The sequence below is a fragment of the Paraburkholderia fungorum genome, assembly GCF_046027605.1.
GTDB lineage: Bacteria > Pseudomonadota > Gammaproteobacteria > Burkholderiales > Burkholderiaceae > Paraburkholderia > Paraburkholderia fungorum_F.
Genome location: NZ_JAQQEF010000019.1, coordinates 130,095 through 145,102, shown reverse-complemented (window position 1 = coordinate 145,102; position 15,008 = coordinate 130,095). Strand labels below are relative to the sequence as shown.

Below are 15,008 nucleotides of genomic sequence, written 5' to 3'. Positions count from 1 at the left end.
CAGAAAAAGCGGAACGAAATTCCGGGCGGGTGCGCTTACAAAGCGCCTCGCCCGTTTGTGTTACAGCGCGATGGGTATTTTCTCGCATCGCGTCATCCCAATAGAGGATCAAAGTGGCTCGCAAGACACCTATCGAGCGCTACCGTAACATCGGTATTAGCGCTCACATCGACGCCGGCAAAACGACGACGACCGAGCGCATCCTGTTCTATACCGGCGTGAACCACAAGATTGGTGAAGTTCACGACGGCGCTGCCACCATGGACTGGATGGAGCAGGAGCAGGAACGCGGCATCACGATCACGTCCGCTGCTACCACGGCGTTCTGGAAAGGCATGGCCGGCGACCGCGCTGAGCACCGCATCAACATCATCGACACCCCGGGCCACGTTGACTTCACGATTGAAGTTGAGCGCTCGATGCGCGTGCTCGACGGTGCATGCATGGTTTACTGCGCAGTGGGCGGCGTGCAGCCGCAGTCGGAAACCGTGTGGCGTCAGGCTAACAAGTACAAGGTTCCCCGTCTCGCGTTCATCAACAAGATGGACCGTACCGGCGCGAACTTCTTCAAGGTCTACGACCAGCTCAAACTGCGCCTGAAGGCAAACCCGGTTCCGGTCGTGGTGCCTATCGGCGCTGAAGAAACGTTCACGGGCGTGGTCGATCTGCTGAAGATGAAAGCGATCATTTGGGATGAGGCGTCCCAGGGCACGAAGTTCTCGTACGAAGAAATCCCGGCAGAACTCGTCGACACGTGCAATGAATGGCGCGAGAAGATGGTCGAAGCTGCGGCAGAATCGAGCGAAGACCTGATGAACAAGTACCTCGAAGAAGGCGAGCTGACGGAAGCGGAAATCGTTAAGGGTCTGCGCGACCGTACGATCGCTTGCGAAATCCAGCCGATGCTGTGCGGTACCGCGTTCAAGAACAAGGGCGTGCAACGGATGCTGGACGCCGTGCTCGACTTCCTGCCGTCGCCGATCGATATTCCGCCGGTTACGGGTGAACTCGAAAACGGTGAGAAGGCTGAGCGTCGCGCAGCTGACGACGAGAAGTTCTCGTCCCTCGCATTCAAAATCATGACCGACCCGTTTGTCGGCCAGTTGATCTTCTTCCGTGTGTACTCGGGTACGACCAAGTCGGGCGACACGCTGCTGAACGCGACCAAGGACAAGAAGGAACGTCTCGGTCGTATTCTGCTGATGCACGCAAACCAGCGTGAAGAAATCAAGGAAGTGCACGCTGGCGACATCGCTGCTGCTGTTGGCCTGAAAGACGCGACCACGGGCGACACGCTGTGCGATCCGCTGCACCCGATCGTGCTCGAACGCATGATTTTTCCGGAACCGGTGATTTCGCAGGCTGTTGAGCCGAAGACGAAGCCGGACCAGGAAAAGATGGGGCTGGCCCTGAACCGTCTGGCTCAGGAAGATCCGTCGTTCCGCGTTCAAACGGACGAAGAATCGGGTCAAACCATTATTTCGGGCATGGGCGAGCTCCACCTGGAAATTCTGGTCGACCGGATGAAGCGTGAATTCGGCGTCGAAGCAACTGTCGGCAAGCCGCAAGTGGCGTATCGTGAAACGATCCGCGGCAAGGCGGAAGACGTTGACGGTAAGTTCGTCAAGCAGTCGGGCGGTCGCGGCCAGTACGGTCACGCAGTCATCACGCTCGAGCCGAATGAGCAAGGCAAGGGCTACGAGTTCCTGGACGAAATCAAGGGTGGTGTGATTCCGCGTGAATACATCCCGGCAGTCGACAAGGGTATCCAGGAAACGCTGAAGGCCGGCGTGCTGGCAGGCTTCCCGGTCGTTGACGTGAAGGTTCACCTGACGTTCGGTTCGTACCACGACGTCGACTCGAACGAAAATGCGTTCCGCATGGCCGGTTCGATGGCGTTCAAGGAAGCCATGCGCAAGGCTCAACCGGTCATCCTCGAACCGATGATGGCCGTGGAAGTCGAAACGCCTGAAGATTACATGGGCAACGTGATGGGCGACCTGTCGGGTCGTCGCGGCATCGTTCAGGGCATGGACGACATGGTTGGCGGCGGCAAGATTGTTCGCGCCGAAGTGCCGCTGTCGGAAATGTTCGGTTACTCGACGTCGCTACGTTCGCTGACCCAAGGTCGTGCAACGTACACGATGGAGTTCAAGCACTACTCCGAAGCACCGCGCAACGTGTCTGAAGCGATCATCAACGCGAAGTCGAAGTAAGCGCGCGGCAAGTCATTCAACGATTAACTTTTTGAAAGAAGAGAAACATGGCTAAAGGTAAATTCGAACGGACCAAGCCGCACGTGAACGTCGGCACGATCGGTCACGTTGACCACGGCAAGACCACGCTGACGGCAGCGATCACGACGGTGCTGACCAAGAAGTTTGGCGGCGAAGCAAAGGCGTACGACCAGATCGACGCGGCGCCGGAAGAAAAGGCACGTGGTATCACGATCAACACAGCGCACGTTGAGTACGAAACGGCTAACCGCCACTACGCCCACGTCGACTGCCCGGGCCACGCTGACTATGTGAAGAACATGATCACGGGCGCAGCGCAGATGGACGGCGCGATCCTGGTGTGCTCGGCTGCAGACGGCCCGATGCCGCAAACGCGTGAGCACATCCTGCTGGCGCGTCAGGTTGGCGTTCCGTACATCATCGTGTTCCTGAACAAGTGCGACATGGTGGACGACGCTGAGCTGCTGGAGCTCGTTGAGATGGAAGTTCGCGAACTTCTGTCGAAGTACGACTTCCCGGGCGACGACACGCCGATCATCAAGGGTTCGGCCAAGCTGGCGCTGGAAGGCGACACGGGCGAGCTGGGCGAAGTGGCGATCATGAACCTGGCCGACGCGCTGGACACGTACATCCCGACGCCGGAGCGCGCAGTTGACGGTGCGTTCCTGATGCCGGTGGAAGACGTGTTCTCGATCTCGGGTCGCGGCACGGTGGTGACGGGTCGCGTTGAGCGTGGCGTCGTGAAGGTCGGCGAAGAAATCGAAATCGTCGGTATCAAGCCGACGGTGAAGACGACCTGCACGGGCGTGGAAATGTTCCGCAAGCTGCTCGACCAGGGTCAGGCAGGCGACAACGTGGGTATCCTGCTGCGCGGCACGAAGCGTGAAGACGTGGAGCGTGGCCAGGTTCTGGCGAAGCCGGGTTCGATCAACCCGCACACGCACTTCACGGCTGAAGTGTATGTGCTGAGCAAGGACGAAGGCGGTCGTCACACGCCGTTCTTCAACAACTATCGTCCGCAGTTCTACTTCCGTACGACGGACGTGACGGGCTCGATCGAGTTGCCGAAGGACAAGGAAATGGTCATGCCGGGCGACAACGTGTCGATCACGGTGAAGCTGATCAACCCGATTGCGATGGAAGAAGGTCTGCGTTTCGCAATTCGCGAAGGCGGCCGTACGGTCGGCGCAGGTGTGGTTGCTAAGATTCTCGAGTAAAATCGAGGGTTGAAGCTGCAGTAAGTGGTGCCCGGAGCCGGGCGCCAGCACCATAGCGGGTGCCCGGCTCTACGTTCTTTTACTATCTGGCGGCGCAATACCGCCTCGCTCTTTCCAAGGAATTGTCATGCAGAACCAGAAAATCCGCATTCGCCTGAAGGCTTTCGACTATCGCCTGATCGATCAATCGGCAGCTGAAATCGTCGACACGGCAAAGCGGACTGGCGCAATCGTTCGTGGTCCGGTGCCCCTGCCGACCCGCATTCAACGTTTCGACATCTTGCGTTCGCCGCACGTCAACAAGACGTCGCGCGATCAGCTCGAAATCCGTACGCACCAACGCCTGATGGACATCGTCGATCCGACGGACAAGACCGTTGACGCACTGATGAAGCTGGATCTGCCGGCTGGCGTGGACGTGGAAATCAAGCTGCAATAATGCTTCCAGAGCTTGCCTGGCGTGCCGGGCAGCGCTAAGTCATTGATTGCTTGCGGAAAACGAAAAGCCTCGCTATAATGCAAGGCTTTTCGCGCATTTGCGCAAAAAAGTCGGTGTGCTGCAGCATGAATTCATGCCCGAAACGGCACCGGCATTTTGTAAATTAGCCCCGACCAATCGCAGTCGGGAATGGAGAAAACGATGAGCCTTGGACTCGTAGGTCGCAAGGTTGGCATGACCCGTATCTTCACGGCAGAAGGGGATTCGATTCCCGTTACCGTGCTGGACGTGTCCGACAACCGCGTGACGCAGATCAAGACTGTTGAAACCGACGGCTACACAGCCGTGCAGGTTGCATTCGGTACGCGCCGTGCATCGCGTGTGACGAAGCCGTTGGCCGGTCATCTCGCCAAAGCCGGTGTTCAAGCCGGTGAAATCCTCAAAGAATTCCAGATCGATGCTGCCAAGGCTGCCGAGTTGTCGAACGGCACCGTGGTTGGTCCCGACCTGTTCGAAGTAGGCCAGAAGGTCGACGTGCAAGGCGTGTCGATCGGTAAGGGCTACGCCGGTACCATCAAGCGTTACAACTTCGCATCCGGCCGTGCATCGCACGGTAACTCGCGCTCGCACAACGTGCCGGGTTCGATCGGTATGGCGCAGGATCCGGGTCGTGTTTTCCCGGGTAAGCGCATGACCGGTCACATGGGTGACGATACGGTAACCGTGCAAAACCTCGAAATCGCTCGTATCGACGCTGACCGCAAGCTGTTGCTGGTCAAGGGCGCCGTTCCGGGTGCGAAGGGTGGCAAGGTATTCGTTACGCCGGCTGTGAAGACGCGTGCCGTGAAAGGAGCGAAATAATGGAACTTAAGCTCCTGAATGCCAATGGTCAGGAAGGTGCAGGCGTTAGCGCGTCGGACGTAGTGTTCGGTCGCGATTACAACGAAGCCCTGATTCACCAGGTCGTGGTGGCGTACCAAGCGAATGCCCGTAGCGGCAACCGCGCGCAGAAGGACCGTGAGCAAGTCAAGCACACGACCAAGAAGCCGTGGCGCCAGAAGGGTACGGGCCGTGCCCGTGCCGGTATGTCGTCGAGCCCGTTGTGGCGCGGCGGTGGCCGGATTTTCCCGAATTCGCCGGAAGAAAACTTTTCGCACAAGGTCAACAAGAAGATGCATCGCGCAGGTCTCTGCTCGATCTTCTCGCAGCTGGCCCGCGAAGGCCGTATCTCGGTGGTCGACGAGCTGACGCTCGAAGCGCCGAAGACGAAGCTGCTGGCCGAAAAATTCAAGGCGATGGGTCTCGACTCCGTGCTGGTGATTACCGACACGGTTGACGAAAACCTGTACCTCGCGTCGCGCAACCTCGCCCATGTGGCAGTTGTCGAGCCGCGTTACGCCGACCCGCTGTCGCTGATCTACTTCAAGAAGATCCTGATCACGAAGGCTGCGGTCGCCCAGATCGAGGAGTTGCTGTCATGAGCGAGATTCGCAAGAACGATCATCGTTTGATGCAGGTCCTGCTCGCGCCGGTGATCTCCGAAAAGGCGACGCTGGTGGCCGACAAGAACGAGCAAGTTGTGTTCGAAGTCGCGCCCGATGCCACGAAGCAGGAAGTGAAAGCTGCAGTCGAGCTGCTGTTCAAGGTGGAAGTCAATTCCGTCAACGTGCTGGTCTCGAAGGGCAAAGCCAAGCGCTTTGGCCGCTTCATGGGCAAGCGCAAGGACGTGAAAAAGGCGTACGTCTGCCTGAAGCCCGGCCAGGAAATCAACTTTGAAGCGGAGGCCAAGTAATCATGGCAATCGTTAAAGTTAAGCCGACTTCGCCGGGTCGCCGTGCGATGGTCAAGGTGGTCAACAAGGATCTGCATAAGGGCAAGCCGTTCGCACCGCTGCTCGATTCGCAATCTTCGACCGCCGGCCGTAACAACAACGGCCACATCACCACGCGTCATAAGGGTGGTGGTCACAAGCATCACTATCGCGTCGTCGATTTCCGTCGCAACAAGGACGGCATTCCGGCGAAGGTCGAGCGTCTTGAGTACGATCCGAACCGTAGCGCGAACATCGCGCTGGTTCTGTACGCAGACGGCGAGCGCAAGTACATCATCGCTCCGAAGGGCGTGACGGTTGGTCAGCAACTGATGTCGGGTTCGGAAGCTCCGATCCGCGCAGGTAACACGCTGCCGATCCGCAACATTCCGGTCGGTACGACGATCCACTGCATTGAAATGCTGCCGGGCAAGGGCGCGCAAATGGCGCGTTCGGCTGGTACGTCGGCGATGTTGCTGGCTCGTGAAGGCATCTACGCACAGGTCCGCCTGCGCTCTGGTGAAATCCGCCGCGTTCACGTTGAATGCCGCGCGACGATTGGTGAAGTTGGTAACGAAGAGCACAGCCTCCGTCAAATCGGTAAGGCTGGCGCGAACCGCTGGCGCGGTATCCGCCCGACGGTGCGTGGCGTTGCAATGAACCCGGTCGATCACCCGCACGGCGGTGGTGAAGGCAAGACGGCTGCAGGTCGCGATCCGGTGAGCCCGTGGGGCACGCCTGCTAAGGGTTATCGCACCCGCAGCAACAAGCGCACGACGAGCATGATCGTCCAGCGCCGTCACAAGCGTTAAGGAGTAGGCAATGGCACGTTCTGTAAAAAAAGGTCCGTTCTGCGACGCCCATTTGCTGAAGAAAGTTGAGTCGGCAGCCGCTGCGCGTGACAAGAAGCCGATCAAGACTTGGTCGCGTCGTTCGACGATTCTGCCGGATTTCATCGGTCTGACGATTGCCGTTCACAACGGCCGTCAACACGTTCCGGTGTACATCTCGGAAAACATGGTCGGCCACAAGCTTGGCGAGTTTGCATTGACCCGGACGTTCAAGGGTCATGCAGCCGACAAGAAGGCTAAGAAATAAGGGGCTCATGATGGAAGTGAAAGCAATTCATCGCGGTGCCCGCATCTCGGCGCAGAAAACGCGCCTTGTGGCTGACCAGATCCGCGGTTTGCCGGTCGACAAGGCGCTGAACGTTCTGACGTTCTCGCCGAAGAAGGCTGCGGGAATCGTGAAAAAGGTCGTGCTGTCGGCGATCGCGAATGCGGAGCATAACGAAGGCGCCGATATCGATGAGCTCAAGGTAACGAGCATCATGGTCGACAAGGCTGCGTCGCTCAAGCGTTTTACTGCGCGCGCAAAAGGCCGTGGTAACCGCATCGAGAAGCAATCCTGTCACATCACTGTGACGGTCGGGAATTAAGGGGTCATACGATGGGACAGAAAATTCATCCGACTGGCTTCCGTTTGGCCGTCAGCCGCAATTGGGCGTCGCGTTGGTACGCGAACAACAACAATTTCGCGGCGATGTTGCAGGAAGACATCGGTGTTCGTGAATACCTGAAGAAGAAGCTGAAAAACGCTTCGGTTGGTCGCGTCGTTATCGAGCGTCCGGCGAAAAACGCGCGCATCACGATTTATAGCTCGCGTCCGGGTGTCGTCATCGGTAAGAAGGGCGAGGATATCGAGTTGCTGAAGTCGGAACTGCAACGCCGTATGGGCGTTCCGGTCCACGTCAACATCGAAGAAATCCGCAAGCCGGAAACCGATGCGCAACTGATCGCTGACTCGATCACGCAACAACTCGAGCGTCGGATTATGTTCCGCCGCGCGATGAAGCGTGCGATGCAAAACGCAATGCGTCTGGGTGCTCAAGGCATCAAGATCATGAGCGCTGGCCGCCTGAACGGTATCGAAATCGCTCGTACGGAATGGTATCGCGAAGGTCGCGTGCCCCTTCATACGCTGCGTGCTGATATCGACTACGCAACTTCGGAAGCGAAGACGACGTACGGCATCATCGGCGTGAAGGTGTGGGTCTACAAGGGCGACACGCTCGGCCGCAACGACGCACCGGTGGTTGAAGAAGTCGCCGAAGAAAAGCGTCCGCGCCGTAACGCACGTCCGGGTGGCGATCGCCGTCCGCGTCGCGATGGTGAAGGTGGTGGCCCGGCAGGTGCACGCCGTGGCGCTCCTCGTCGTGCTGGCGGTGCCGGCGACGGCGGGAAGACTGGAGAATAACGATGCTGCAACCGAAACGCAGAAAGTATCGCAAAGAGCAGAAGGGTCGTAACACCGGTATCGCTACCCGCGGCAACGCGGTGTCGTTCGGTGAGTTCGGCCTGAAGGCGATCGGTCGTGGTCGTCTGACCGCGCGCCAGATTGAAGCGGCACGTCGTGCAATGACGCGTCACATCAAGCGTGGTGGCCGCATCTGGATCCGCATCTTCCCGGACAAGCCGATCTCGCACAAGCCGGCTGAAGTACGGATGGGTAATGGTAAAGGTAACCCTGAGTACTACGTCGCAGAGATTCAACCGGGCAAGATGCTGTACGAAATGGATGGCGTAACCGAAGAGCTGGCACGCGAAGCGTTCCGTCTGGCTGCAGCTAAGCTGCCGCTTAAGACGACGTTTATCGTGCGTCAGCTCGGCGCCTAAGGAGCAAATGATGAAGGCTTCCGAACTTCACCAGAAAGATCAGGCCGCGCTCAACAAGGAGCTGTCGGACCTGTTGAAGGCGCAATTCGGCCTGCGCATGCAACTCGCGACCCAGCAGCTCACGAACACGAGCCAGCTGAAGAAGGTTCGTCGCGACATCGCACGTGTGCGGACCGTCCTGACTGAGAAGGCGAACCAGAAATGAACGATAGCGTAAAAACCTCGCTCAAGCGGACGCTGGTCGGCAAGGTCGTCAGCAACAAGATGGACAAGACGGTCACCGTGCTGGTTGAGCACCGCGTGAAGCACCCGATCTACGGCAAGTACGTTGTGCGTTCGAAGAAGTATCACGCGCACGACGATGCGAACACGTACAACGAGGGTGACCTCGTTGAAATCCAGGAAACGCGTCCGATTTCGAAGACGAAAGCTTGGGTTGTGGCTCGCCTGGTCGAGGCTGCTCGCGTCATCTGACGCCGCAAAGTTGTAGAAGTAGTTGAAGTCGCAGTAAGTTTCGCTTGCAAGACCGAGATTATTTGTTATAATCTCGGTCTTCCCTCTTTTATGGGAGCCCCGTCGCGGGCGAAGTTGGTGGGGGAAGCGGTGCAGGCGCCAGTCTGTTCCGTAGGATTCACCGGATTGCGATGGCGGGTTTCGTTTGCCGTCGCTGCTGTTCATACCCAAGCAGCCGATTGGCTGACGGGACCAAGACTGACCGGGTACGCCATGGTGGTGTGGCCGGATTAAGTTGGGAAAGATAAACCATGATCCAGACCGAAACTCGGCTTGAAGTGGCCGACAACACCGGTGCGCGTGAAGTCATGTGCATCAAGGTTCTCGGCGGCTCGAAGCGTCGTTATGCCAGCATTGGCGACATCATCAAGGTGACCGTCAAAGAAGCAACGCCGCGCGGGCGCGTGAAGAAAGGCGAAATTTATAACGCCGTGGTGGTTCGCACCGCCAAGGGCGTGCGCCGTCAGGACGGCTCGCTGATCAAGTTCGATGGCAATGCAGCAGTGCTGTTGAATGCCAAGCTCGAACCTATTGGCACCCGTATTTTCGGGCCTGTTACGCGCGAGTTGCGCAGCGAACGATTCATGAAGATCGTTTCGTTGGCACCTGAAGTGCTGTAAGGAGTCGCGATGAACAAGATTCGCAAAGGTGACGAAGTAATCGTCATCACCGGCAAAGATAAAGGCAAGCGCGGCGTCGTGCTGTCCGTTGGCGAAGACAAAGTCATTGTCGAGGGTATCAACCTCGTCAAGAAGCACGTCAAGCCGAACCCGATGAAGGGTACGACGGGTGGTGTGGAAGCCAAGACGATGCCGCTGCAAATTTCGAACGTCGCATTGGTCGACGCGAATGGCAAGGCGTCGCGTATAGGCATCAAGGTCGAAGGAGACAAGAAGGTCCGTTTCCTTAAGACGACCGGTGCTGTGCTGAGCGCCTGACGCTGCGGAGTAAAAAAATGGCTCGTTTGCAAGAGTTTTACAAAGAGAAGGTTGTACCCGGCCTCATCGAGAAGTTCGGTTACAAGTCCGTGATGGAAGTGCCGCGCATCACCAAGATCACCCTGAACATGGGTCTTGGCGAAGCGGTTGCTGACAAGAAGATCATCGAAAACGCCGTTGGCGACCTGACGAAGATCGCAGGCCAGAAGCCGGTGATCACGAAGGCACGCAAGGCAATCGCTGGCTTCAAGATCCGTCAGGGCTATCCGATCGGTGCAATGGTCACGTTGCGTGGTCAGGCAATGTACGAATTTCTGGACCGTTTCGTGACGGTTGCGCTCCCCCGTGTGCGTGACTTCCGTGGCGTGTCGGGTCGTGCGTTCGATGGTCGCGGCAACTACAACATCGGTGTGAAAGAGCAGATCATTTTCCCCGAAATCGACTACGACAAGATCGACGCATTGCGTGGGCTGAATATCAGCATCACGACGACTGCGAAGACCGACGACGAAGCAAAGGCTCTGCTCGCCAGCTTCAAGTTCCCGTTCAGAAACTGAGGTTACCGTGGCTAAACTGGCACTGATCGAACGTGAAAAGAAGCGTGCTCGCCTGGCCGCTAAGTACGCTCCCAAGCGTGCTGAGCTGAAAGCGATCATCGGCGATATGAGCAAGTCGGACGAAGAGCATTACGCAGCACGTCTGGAACTGCAACAACTGCCGCGCAACTCTAATCCGACCCGTAAGCGCAACCGTTGCGCAATTACCGGTCGCCCGCGTGGCACGTTCCGTAAATTCGGGCTGGCGCGTAACAAGATTCGCGAAATCGCGTTCCGCGGCGAGATCCCTGGCCTGACCAAGGCGAGCTGGTAATAGGAGAAACGTAAATGAGCATGAGTGATCCTATCGCCGATATGCTGACTCGCATCCGCAATGCGCAGATGGTTGAGAAAGTCTCGGTGACTATGCCCTCGTCGAAAGTCAAGGTTGCGATTGCGCAGGTCCTTAAGGACGAAGGCTATATCGATGATTTCGCAGTGAAGTCCGAAGGTGCGAAGTCTGAATTGAACATCGTGTTGAAGTACTACGCTGGCCGTCCGGTGATCGAGCGCATTGAACGCGTTTCGAAGCCTGGTCTGCGTGTGTACCGCGGCCGTAACGACATCCCCGTGGTCATGAATGGCCTCGGCGTGGCAATCGTGTCGACGCCGAAGGGCGTGATGACGGACCGCAAGGCGCGTGCAACGGGCGTTGGCGGCGAAGTCATCTGCTACGTCGCTTAAGGCCGAAAGGAGAGAAACATGTCTCGAGTAGGTAAAAGCCCGATCGCGCTGCAAGGCGCAGAAGTGGCCCTGAGCGACGAACGCATTACCGTCAAGGGTCCGCTGGGTACGATTTCGCAGGCTGCAAACAGCCTCGTTAAAGTGGTGAACGACAACGGCACGCTGAAGTTTGAGCCGGTGGACGAAAGCCGCGAAGCGAATGCGATGTCGGGCACGATGCGCGCACTGGTTGCGAACATGGTGAACGGCGTGACGAAGGGTTTCGAGCGCAAGCTGACGCTGGTTGGCGTCGGTTACCGCGCACAGGCGCAAGGCGACAAGCTGAACCTGTCGCTGGGTTTCTCGCACCCTGTGGTGCACCAGATGCCGGAAGGTGTCAAGGCTGAAACCCCGACGCAAACCGAAATCGTGATCAAGGGGATCAACAAGCAACAAGTTGGCCAAGTCGCTGCAGAAGTGCGCGGCTATCGCCCGCCGGAGCCCTACAAGGGCAAGGGTGTGCGTTACGCCAACGAGGTTGTGATCCTCAAAGAAACGAAGAAGAAGTAAGGGTGCGCAATCATGGATAAGACTCAATCTCGCCTGCGCCGCGCTCGTCAGACGCGTATCAAGATCGCTGAGCTGCAGGTCGCGCGTCTCGCCGTGCATCGCACGAACACGCACATCTATGCGCAAGTGTTCTCGCCGTGCGGCACCAAGGTACTCGCCAGCGCGTCGACGCTCGAAGCCGAAGTGCGTGCGCAACTGGCTGATCAGACGGGCAAGGGCGGCAACGTCGCTGCTGCGACCCTGATCGGTAAGCGCATTGCAGAAAAGGCTAAGGCTGCCGGCATCGAATCCGTCGCCTTCGACCGTTCGGGTTTCCGTTACCACGGCCGCGTGAAAGCGCTGGCCGATGCGGCGCGCGAAGCCGGACTCAAGTTCTAAGGGAAGAATTCGTCATGGCAAAGATGCAAGCGAAAGTTCAGGCTGACGAACGCGACGACGGCCTGCGCGAAAAGATGATTTCGGTCAACCGCGTGACCAAGGTTGTGAAGGGCGGCCGGATTCTCGGTTTCGCCGCACTGACCGTGGTTGGCGACGGTGATGGCCGCGTCGGTATGGGCAAGGGCAAGGCGAAGGAAGTGCCGGTCGCTGTTCAGAAGGCGATGGAACAGGCTCGCCGCAACATGTTCAAGGTGCCGCTTAAGAACGGTACCCTGCAACACGAAGTGCACGGTAAGCACGGCGCATCGATGGTCCTCCTGGCTCCGGCCAAGGACGGTACCGGTGTGATCGCCGGCGGCCCGATGCGCGCAGTGTTCGACGTGATGGGCGTGCAGAACGTTGTGGCCAAGAGCCACGGTTCGACGAACCCGTACAACCTCGTTCGTGCAACGCTCGACGGTCTGCGCAAGCAGTCGACGCCGGGTGATATCGCGGCGAAGCGCGGCAAGTCCGTCGAAGATATTCTGGGCTAAGGTGGACACCATGTCTGATAAAACTGTCAAGGTCCAGCTCGTCAAGAGCCTGATCGGCACCCGTGAAACGCACCGTGCAACGGTGCGTGGCTTGGGCCTGCGCCGACTCAACTCGGTTAGCGAGTTGCAGGACACGCCGGCTGTGCGCGGCATGATCAACAAGGTTTCGTACCTCGTTAAGGTCATCAGCTAAGCGGCTGACCAGGACTCAAGGAGTTGATAATGGAATTGAATAACCTGAAGCCGGCTGAAGGTTCGAAGCACGCTAAGCGTCGCGTCGGCCGTGGTATCGGCTCCGGTCTGGGCAAGACGGCTGGCCGTGGTCACAAGGGTCAGAAGTCGCGTTCGGGCGGCTTTCACAAGGTTGGCTTCGAAGGCGGTCAAATGCCGCTGCAACGGCGCCTGCCGAAGCGTGGCTTCACCTCGCTGACGAAGGAATTCGTCGGTGAAGTGCGTCTCTCTGATCTGGAAAAGCTGCCGGTCGACGAAATCGATCTGTTGGCTCTGAAGCAAGCCGGCCTGCTCGGCGAGCTGATCAAGAGCGCCAAGATCATCGCGACGGGCGAGCTGAAGCGCAAAGTCGTTGTGAAGGGTCTGGGTGCGACGAAGGGTGCGCGTGCTGCTATTGAAGCAGCGGGCGGCTCTTTTGCCGAGTAACGCGCAAGTTATTTGCCGTCACTAGCATTTGCATCGGAGAAGGTACTTGGCTAACAGTCCGAGTCTCGCAAAACCCGGTCGCAGCGCGGCGAAGTTTGGCGATCTGCGTCGGCGTGCAGTGTTCCTGCTGCTGGCGTTGATTGTCTACCGTATCGGCGCGCACATTCCGGTGCCGGGTATCGACCCGGACCAACTGGCAAAGTTGTTCCAAAGCCAGTCGGGCGGCATCCTTGGCATGTTCAACATGTTCTCGGGTGGTGCACTTTCGCGGTTCACGATTTTTGCGCTGGGGATCATGCCGTACATTTCGGCGTCGATCATCATGCAGTTGCTGGCGATTGTCTCGCCGCAGCTGGAAGCGCTGAAAAAGGAAGGGCAGGCGGGTCAACGGAAGATTACGCAGTACACGCGTGTCTTCACGGTCCTGCTGGCGACATTCCAGGCGTTCGGCATTGCCGTCGCTTTGGAAAATCAGCCTGGCTTGGTGATCGATCCGGGGATGATATTTCGGTTGACGACGGTCGTGACGCTGGTGACCGGCACGATGTTCCTGATGTGGCTGGGTGAGCAGATCACGGAACGTGGGCTGGGTAACGGTATCTCGATCATCATTTTCGGCGGTATTGCGGCGGGGTTCCCGAACGCAATCGGTGGTCTTTTTGAACTGGTGCGAACCGGCTCGATGAGCATCATCTCAGCGATTATCGTGGTCGCGCTGATTGCTGCAGTGACGTATCTGGTTGTGTTCATCGAACGTGGCCAGCGCAAGATTCTTGTGAACTACGCCAAGCGGCAGGTCGGCAACAAGATTTACGGCGGACAGTCTTCTCATCTGCCGCTGAAGTTAAATATGTCGGGTGTGATTCCGCCGATCTTTGCATCGTCGATCATTCTCTTCCCGGCAACCATCCTGAACTGGTTTAGTTCGGGGTCGCGTACCAGCTGGTTCGCAGACACGTTGCACAACGTGGCCGAAGCCCTTAAGCCCGGTCAACCGGTGTACGTGTTGCTGTACGCGTTGGCGATCGTCTTCTTCTGTTTCTTCTACACCGCACTGGTGTTCAACAGCAGAGAAACGGCCGACAACCTGAAAAAGAGTGGAGCGTTCGTCCCAGGCATCCGCCCGGGCGATCAAACCGCGCGATATATCGACCGCATCCTGACTCGTCTGACGCTGGCTGGTGCGATCTACATCGTGTTTGTTTGTCTGCTGCCTGAATTTTTGGTACTGCGCTGGAACGTGCCGTTTTATTTTGGTGGAACGTCGCTGCTGATCATTGTCGTCGTCACAATGGATTTCATGGCGCAGGTGCAGTCGTACGTTATGTCGCAACAGTATGAATCGCTGCTGAAGAAAGCTAACTTCAAAGGCGGCGGCGTCCCGATGCGTTGAAAGGACTTATGGCCAAAGACGATGTTATCCAGATGCAGGGTGAAGTCATCGAAAACCTGCCTAACGCTACCTTTAGGGTGAAGCTGGAAAACGGCCATGTCGTATTGGGACACATATCCGGCAAGATGCGGATGCACTATATCCGCATCTTGCCGGGCGACAAGGTGACGGTTGAATTGACGCCTTACGATCTGTCGCGTGCGCGGATCGTGTTCCGGGCGAAGTGATTTGAAAAAAGGGTAATATCATGAAAGTGATGGCATCGGTTAAGCGCATTTGCCGCAATTGCAAGATCATCAAGCGCAAAGGCGTTGTGCGCGTGATTTGCAGCTCTGATCCGCGCCACAAACAGCGTCAAGGCTGAACGCCGCGCTTTTTGCTGCGCTTTT

At 57.8% G+C, this 15,008-nt stretch carries 26 protein-coding genes; all 26 read left to right on the top strand.

The genetic code is table 11. The annotated features are described in order from the left end of the window. The first annotated feature begins 113 nt into the window (after positions 1 to 113). The 26 genes from fusA (at position 114) to rpmJ (ending at position 14,983) form a co-directional block, all read left to right on the top strand. Positions 114 to 2,216, top strand: coding sequence for an elongation factor G (fusA, locus tag PQR53_RS27350; protein ID WP_172177406.1), 2,103 nt, complete (start codon positions 114 to 116; stop codon positions 2,214 to 2,216). 47 nt (positions 2,217 to 2,263) lie between these two features. Further along, on the top strand, positions 2,264 to 3,454 hold the full coding sequence (gene tuf / locus PQR53_RS27345; protein WP_063497539.1) for an elongation factor Tu: 1,191 nt from the start codon (positions 2,264 to 2,266) through the stop codon (positions 3,452 to 3,454). Between the two features lie 127 nt (positions 3,455 to 3,581). Beyond that, entirely contained in the window at positions 3,582 to 3,893 is a 312-nt protein-coding gene (rpsJ, locus tag PQR53_RS27340) for a 30S ribosomal protein S10 (RefSeq protein WP_006998489.1), read from the top strand. A gap of 201 nt (positions 3,894 to 4,094) precedes the next feature. Further along, positions 4,095 to 4,754 (top strand): 50S ribosomal protein L3, encoded by a 660-nt coding sequence (rplC, locus tag PQR53_RS27335; RefSeq protein WP_007180137.1) that lies wholly within the window; start codon positions 4,095 to 4,097, stop codon positions 4,752 to 4,754. Beyond that, positions 4,754 to 5,374: a 50S ribosomal protein L4 gene (rplD, locus tag PQR53_RS27330; RefSeq protein ID WP_007180136.1), complete on the top strand. Its 621-nt coding sequence runs from the start codon at positions 4,754 to 4,756 to the stop codon at positions 5,372 to 5,374. Before rplC ends, rplD begins: the two co-directional genes overlap by 1 nt. Continuing rightward, a complete protein-coding gene (gene rplW, locus PQR53_RS27325; RefSeq protein WP_007180135.1) occupies positions 5,371 to 5,685 on the top strand; it encodes a 50S ribosomal protein L23 in 315 nt (104 codons plus the stop codon). Before rplD ends, rplW begins: the two co-directional genes overlap by 4 nt. A gap of 2 nt (positions 5,686 to 5,687) precedes the next feature. Beyond that, positions 5,688 to 6,515 (top strand): 50S ribosomal protein L2, encoded by an 828-nt coding sequence (rplB, locus tag PQR53_RS27320; protein ID WP_115781223.1) that lies wholly within the window; start codon positions 5,688 to 5,690, stop codon positions 6,513 to 6,515. Positions 6,516 to 6,525: 10 nt separating this feature from the next. Continuing rightward, the gene (gene rpsS, locus PQR53_RS27315) at positions 6,526 to 6,801 is read left to right on the top strand and encodes a 30S ribosomal protein S19 (protein ID WP_054036552.1); all 276 of its coding nucleotides are present in this window, start codon (positions 6,526 to 6,528) and stop codon (positions 6,799 to 6,801) included. A 7-nt stretch (positions 6,802 to 6,808) separates the two neighbouring features. Next, a complete protein-coding gene (gene rplV, locus PQR53_RS27310; protein WP_197070230.1) occupies positions 6,809 to 7,141 on the top strand; it encodes a 50S ribosomal protein L22 in 333 nt (110 codons plus the stop codon). 11 nt (positions 7,142 to 7,152) lie between these two features. Then, complete coding sequence (gene rpsC, locus PQR53_RS27305; RefSeq protein ID WP_011490053.1) at positions 7,153 to 7,959, top strand: 30S ribosomal protein S3; 807 nt, start codon at positions 7,153 to 7,155, stop codon at positions 7,957 to 7,959. 2 nt (positions 7,960 to 7,961) lie between these two features. After that, positions 7,962 to 8,378: a 50S ribosomal protein L16 gene (gene rplP / locus PQR53_RS27300; RefSeq protein WP_007180131.1), complete on the top strand. Its 417-nt coding sequence runs from the start codon at positions 7,962 to 7,964 to the stop codon at positions 8,376 to 8,378. 10 nt (positions 8,379 to 8,388) lie between these two features. Further along, complete coding sequence (gene rpmC, locus PQR53_RS27295; protein ID WP_007180130.1) at positions 8,389 to 8,583, top strand: 50S ribosomal protein L29; 195 nt, start codon at positions 8,389 to 8,391, stop codon at positions 8,581 to 8,583. Continuing rightward, entirely contained in the window at positions 8,580 to 8,852 is a 273-nt protein-coding gene (gene rpsQ / locus PQR53_RS27290; RefSeq protein WP_007180129.1) for a 30S ribosomal protein S17, read from the top strand. The genes rpmC and rpsQ overlap by 4 nt, the downstream gene beginning before the upstream one ends. A 290-nt stretch (positions 8,853 to 9,142) precedes the next feature. Continuing rightward, on the top strand, positions 9,143 to 9,511 hold the full coding sequence (gene rplN / locus PQR53_RS27285) for a 50S ribosomal protein L14 (protein ID WP_006052212.1): 369 nt from the start codon (positions 9,143 to 9,145) through the stop codon (positions 9,509 to 9,511). A 9-nt stretch (positions 9,512 to 9,520) separates the two neighbouring features. Further along, entirely contained in the window at positions 9,521 to 9,829 is a 309-nt protein-coding gene (gene rplX, locus PQR53_RS27280; protein ID WP_408460995.1) for a 50S ribosomal protein L24, read from the top strand. 17 nt (positions 9,830 to 9,846) lie between these two features. Next, a complete protein-coding gene (rplE, locus tag PQR53_RS27275) occupies positions 9,847 to 10,386 on the top strand; it encodes a 50S ribosomal protein L5 (RefSeq protein ID WP_006052214.1) in 540 nt (179 codons plus the stop codon). 7 nt (positions 10,387 to 10,393) lie between these two features. Further along, a complete protein-coding gene (rpsN, locus tag PQR53_RS27270; RefSeq protein ID WP_006052215.1) occupies positions 10,394 to 10,699 on the top strand; it encodes a 30S ribosomal protein S14 in 306 nt (101 codons plus the stop codon). 14 nt (positions 10,700 to 10,713) lie between these two features. After that, positions 10,714 to 11,109 (top strand): 30S ribosomal protein S8, encoded by a 396-nt coding sequence (rpsH, locus tag PQR53_RS27265; protein ID WP_006052216.1) that lies wholly within the window; start codon positions 10,714 to 10,716, stop codon positions 11,107 to 11,109. Between the two features lie 18 nt (positions 11,110 to 11,127). Beyond that, positions 11,128 to 11,658: a 50S ribosomal protein L6 gene (gene rplF, locus PQR53_RS27260; protein ID WP_028199570.1), complete on the top strand. Its 531-nt coding sequence runs from the start codon at positions 11,128 to 11,130 to the stop codon at positions 11,656 to 11,658. Between the two features lie 12 nt (positions 11,659 to 11,670). Further along, complete coding sequence (gene rplR, locus PQR53_RS27255) at positions 11,671 to 12,036, top strand: 50S ribosomal protein L18 (protein ID WP_006052218.1); 366 nt, start codon at positions 11,671 to 11,673, stop codon at positions 12,034 to 12,036. Between the two features lie 14 nt (positions 12,037 to 12,050). Further along, a complete protein-coding gene (gene rpsE, locus PQR53_RS27250; RefSeq protein ID WP_006052219.1) occupies positions 12,051 to 12,569 on the top strand; it encodes a 30S ribosomal protein S5 in 519 nt (172 codons plus the stop codon). 10 nt (positions 12,570 to 12,579) lie between these two features. Then, on the top strand, positions 12,580 to 12,762 hold the full coding sequence (rpmD, locus tag PQR53_RS27245) for a 50S ribosomal protein L30 (protein WP_007180126.1): 183 nt from the start codon (positions 12,580 to 12,582) through the stop codon (positions 12,760 to 12,762). A gap of 29 nt (positions 12,763 to 12,791) precedes the next feature. Continuing rightward, complete coding sequence (gene rplO / locus PQR53_RS27240; RefSeq protein ID WP_074281990.1) at positions 12,792 to 13,226, top strand: 50S ribosomal protein L15; 435 nt, start codon at positions 12,792 to 12,794, stop codon at positions 13,224 to 13,226. Between the two features lie 46 nt (positions 13,227 to 13,272). Further along, entirely contained in the window at positions 13,273 to 14,619 is a 1,347-nt protein-coding gene (gene secY / locus PQR53_RS27235) for a preprotein translocase subunit SecY (protein ID WP_179734802.1), read from the top strand. An 8-nt stretch (positions 14,620 to 14,627) separates the two neighbouring features. Next, on the top strand, positions 14,628 to 14,846 hold the full coding sequence (gene infA, locus PQR53_RS27230) for a translation initiation factor IF-1 (RefSeq protein ID WP_004521905.1): 219 nt from the start codon (positions 14,628 to 14,630) through the stop codon (positions 14,844 to 14,846). 20 nt (positions 14,847 to 14,866) lie between these two features. Then, on the top strand, positions 14,867 to 14,983 hold the full coding sequence (gene rpmJ, locus PQR53_RS27225) for a 50S ribosomal protein L36 (protein WP_004199844.1): 117 nt from the start codon (positions 14,867 to 14,869) through the stop codon (positions 14,981 to 14,983). The last annotated feature ends 25 nt before the right edge of the window (positions 14,984 to 15,008 follow it).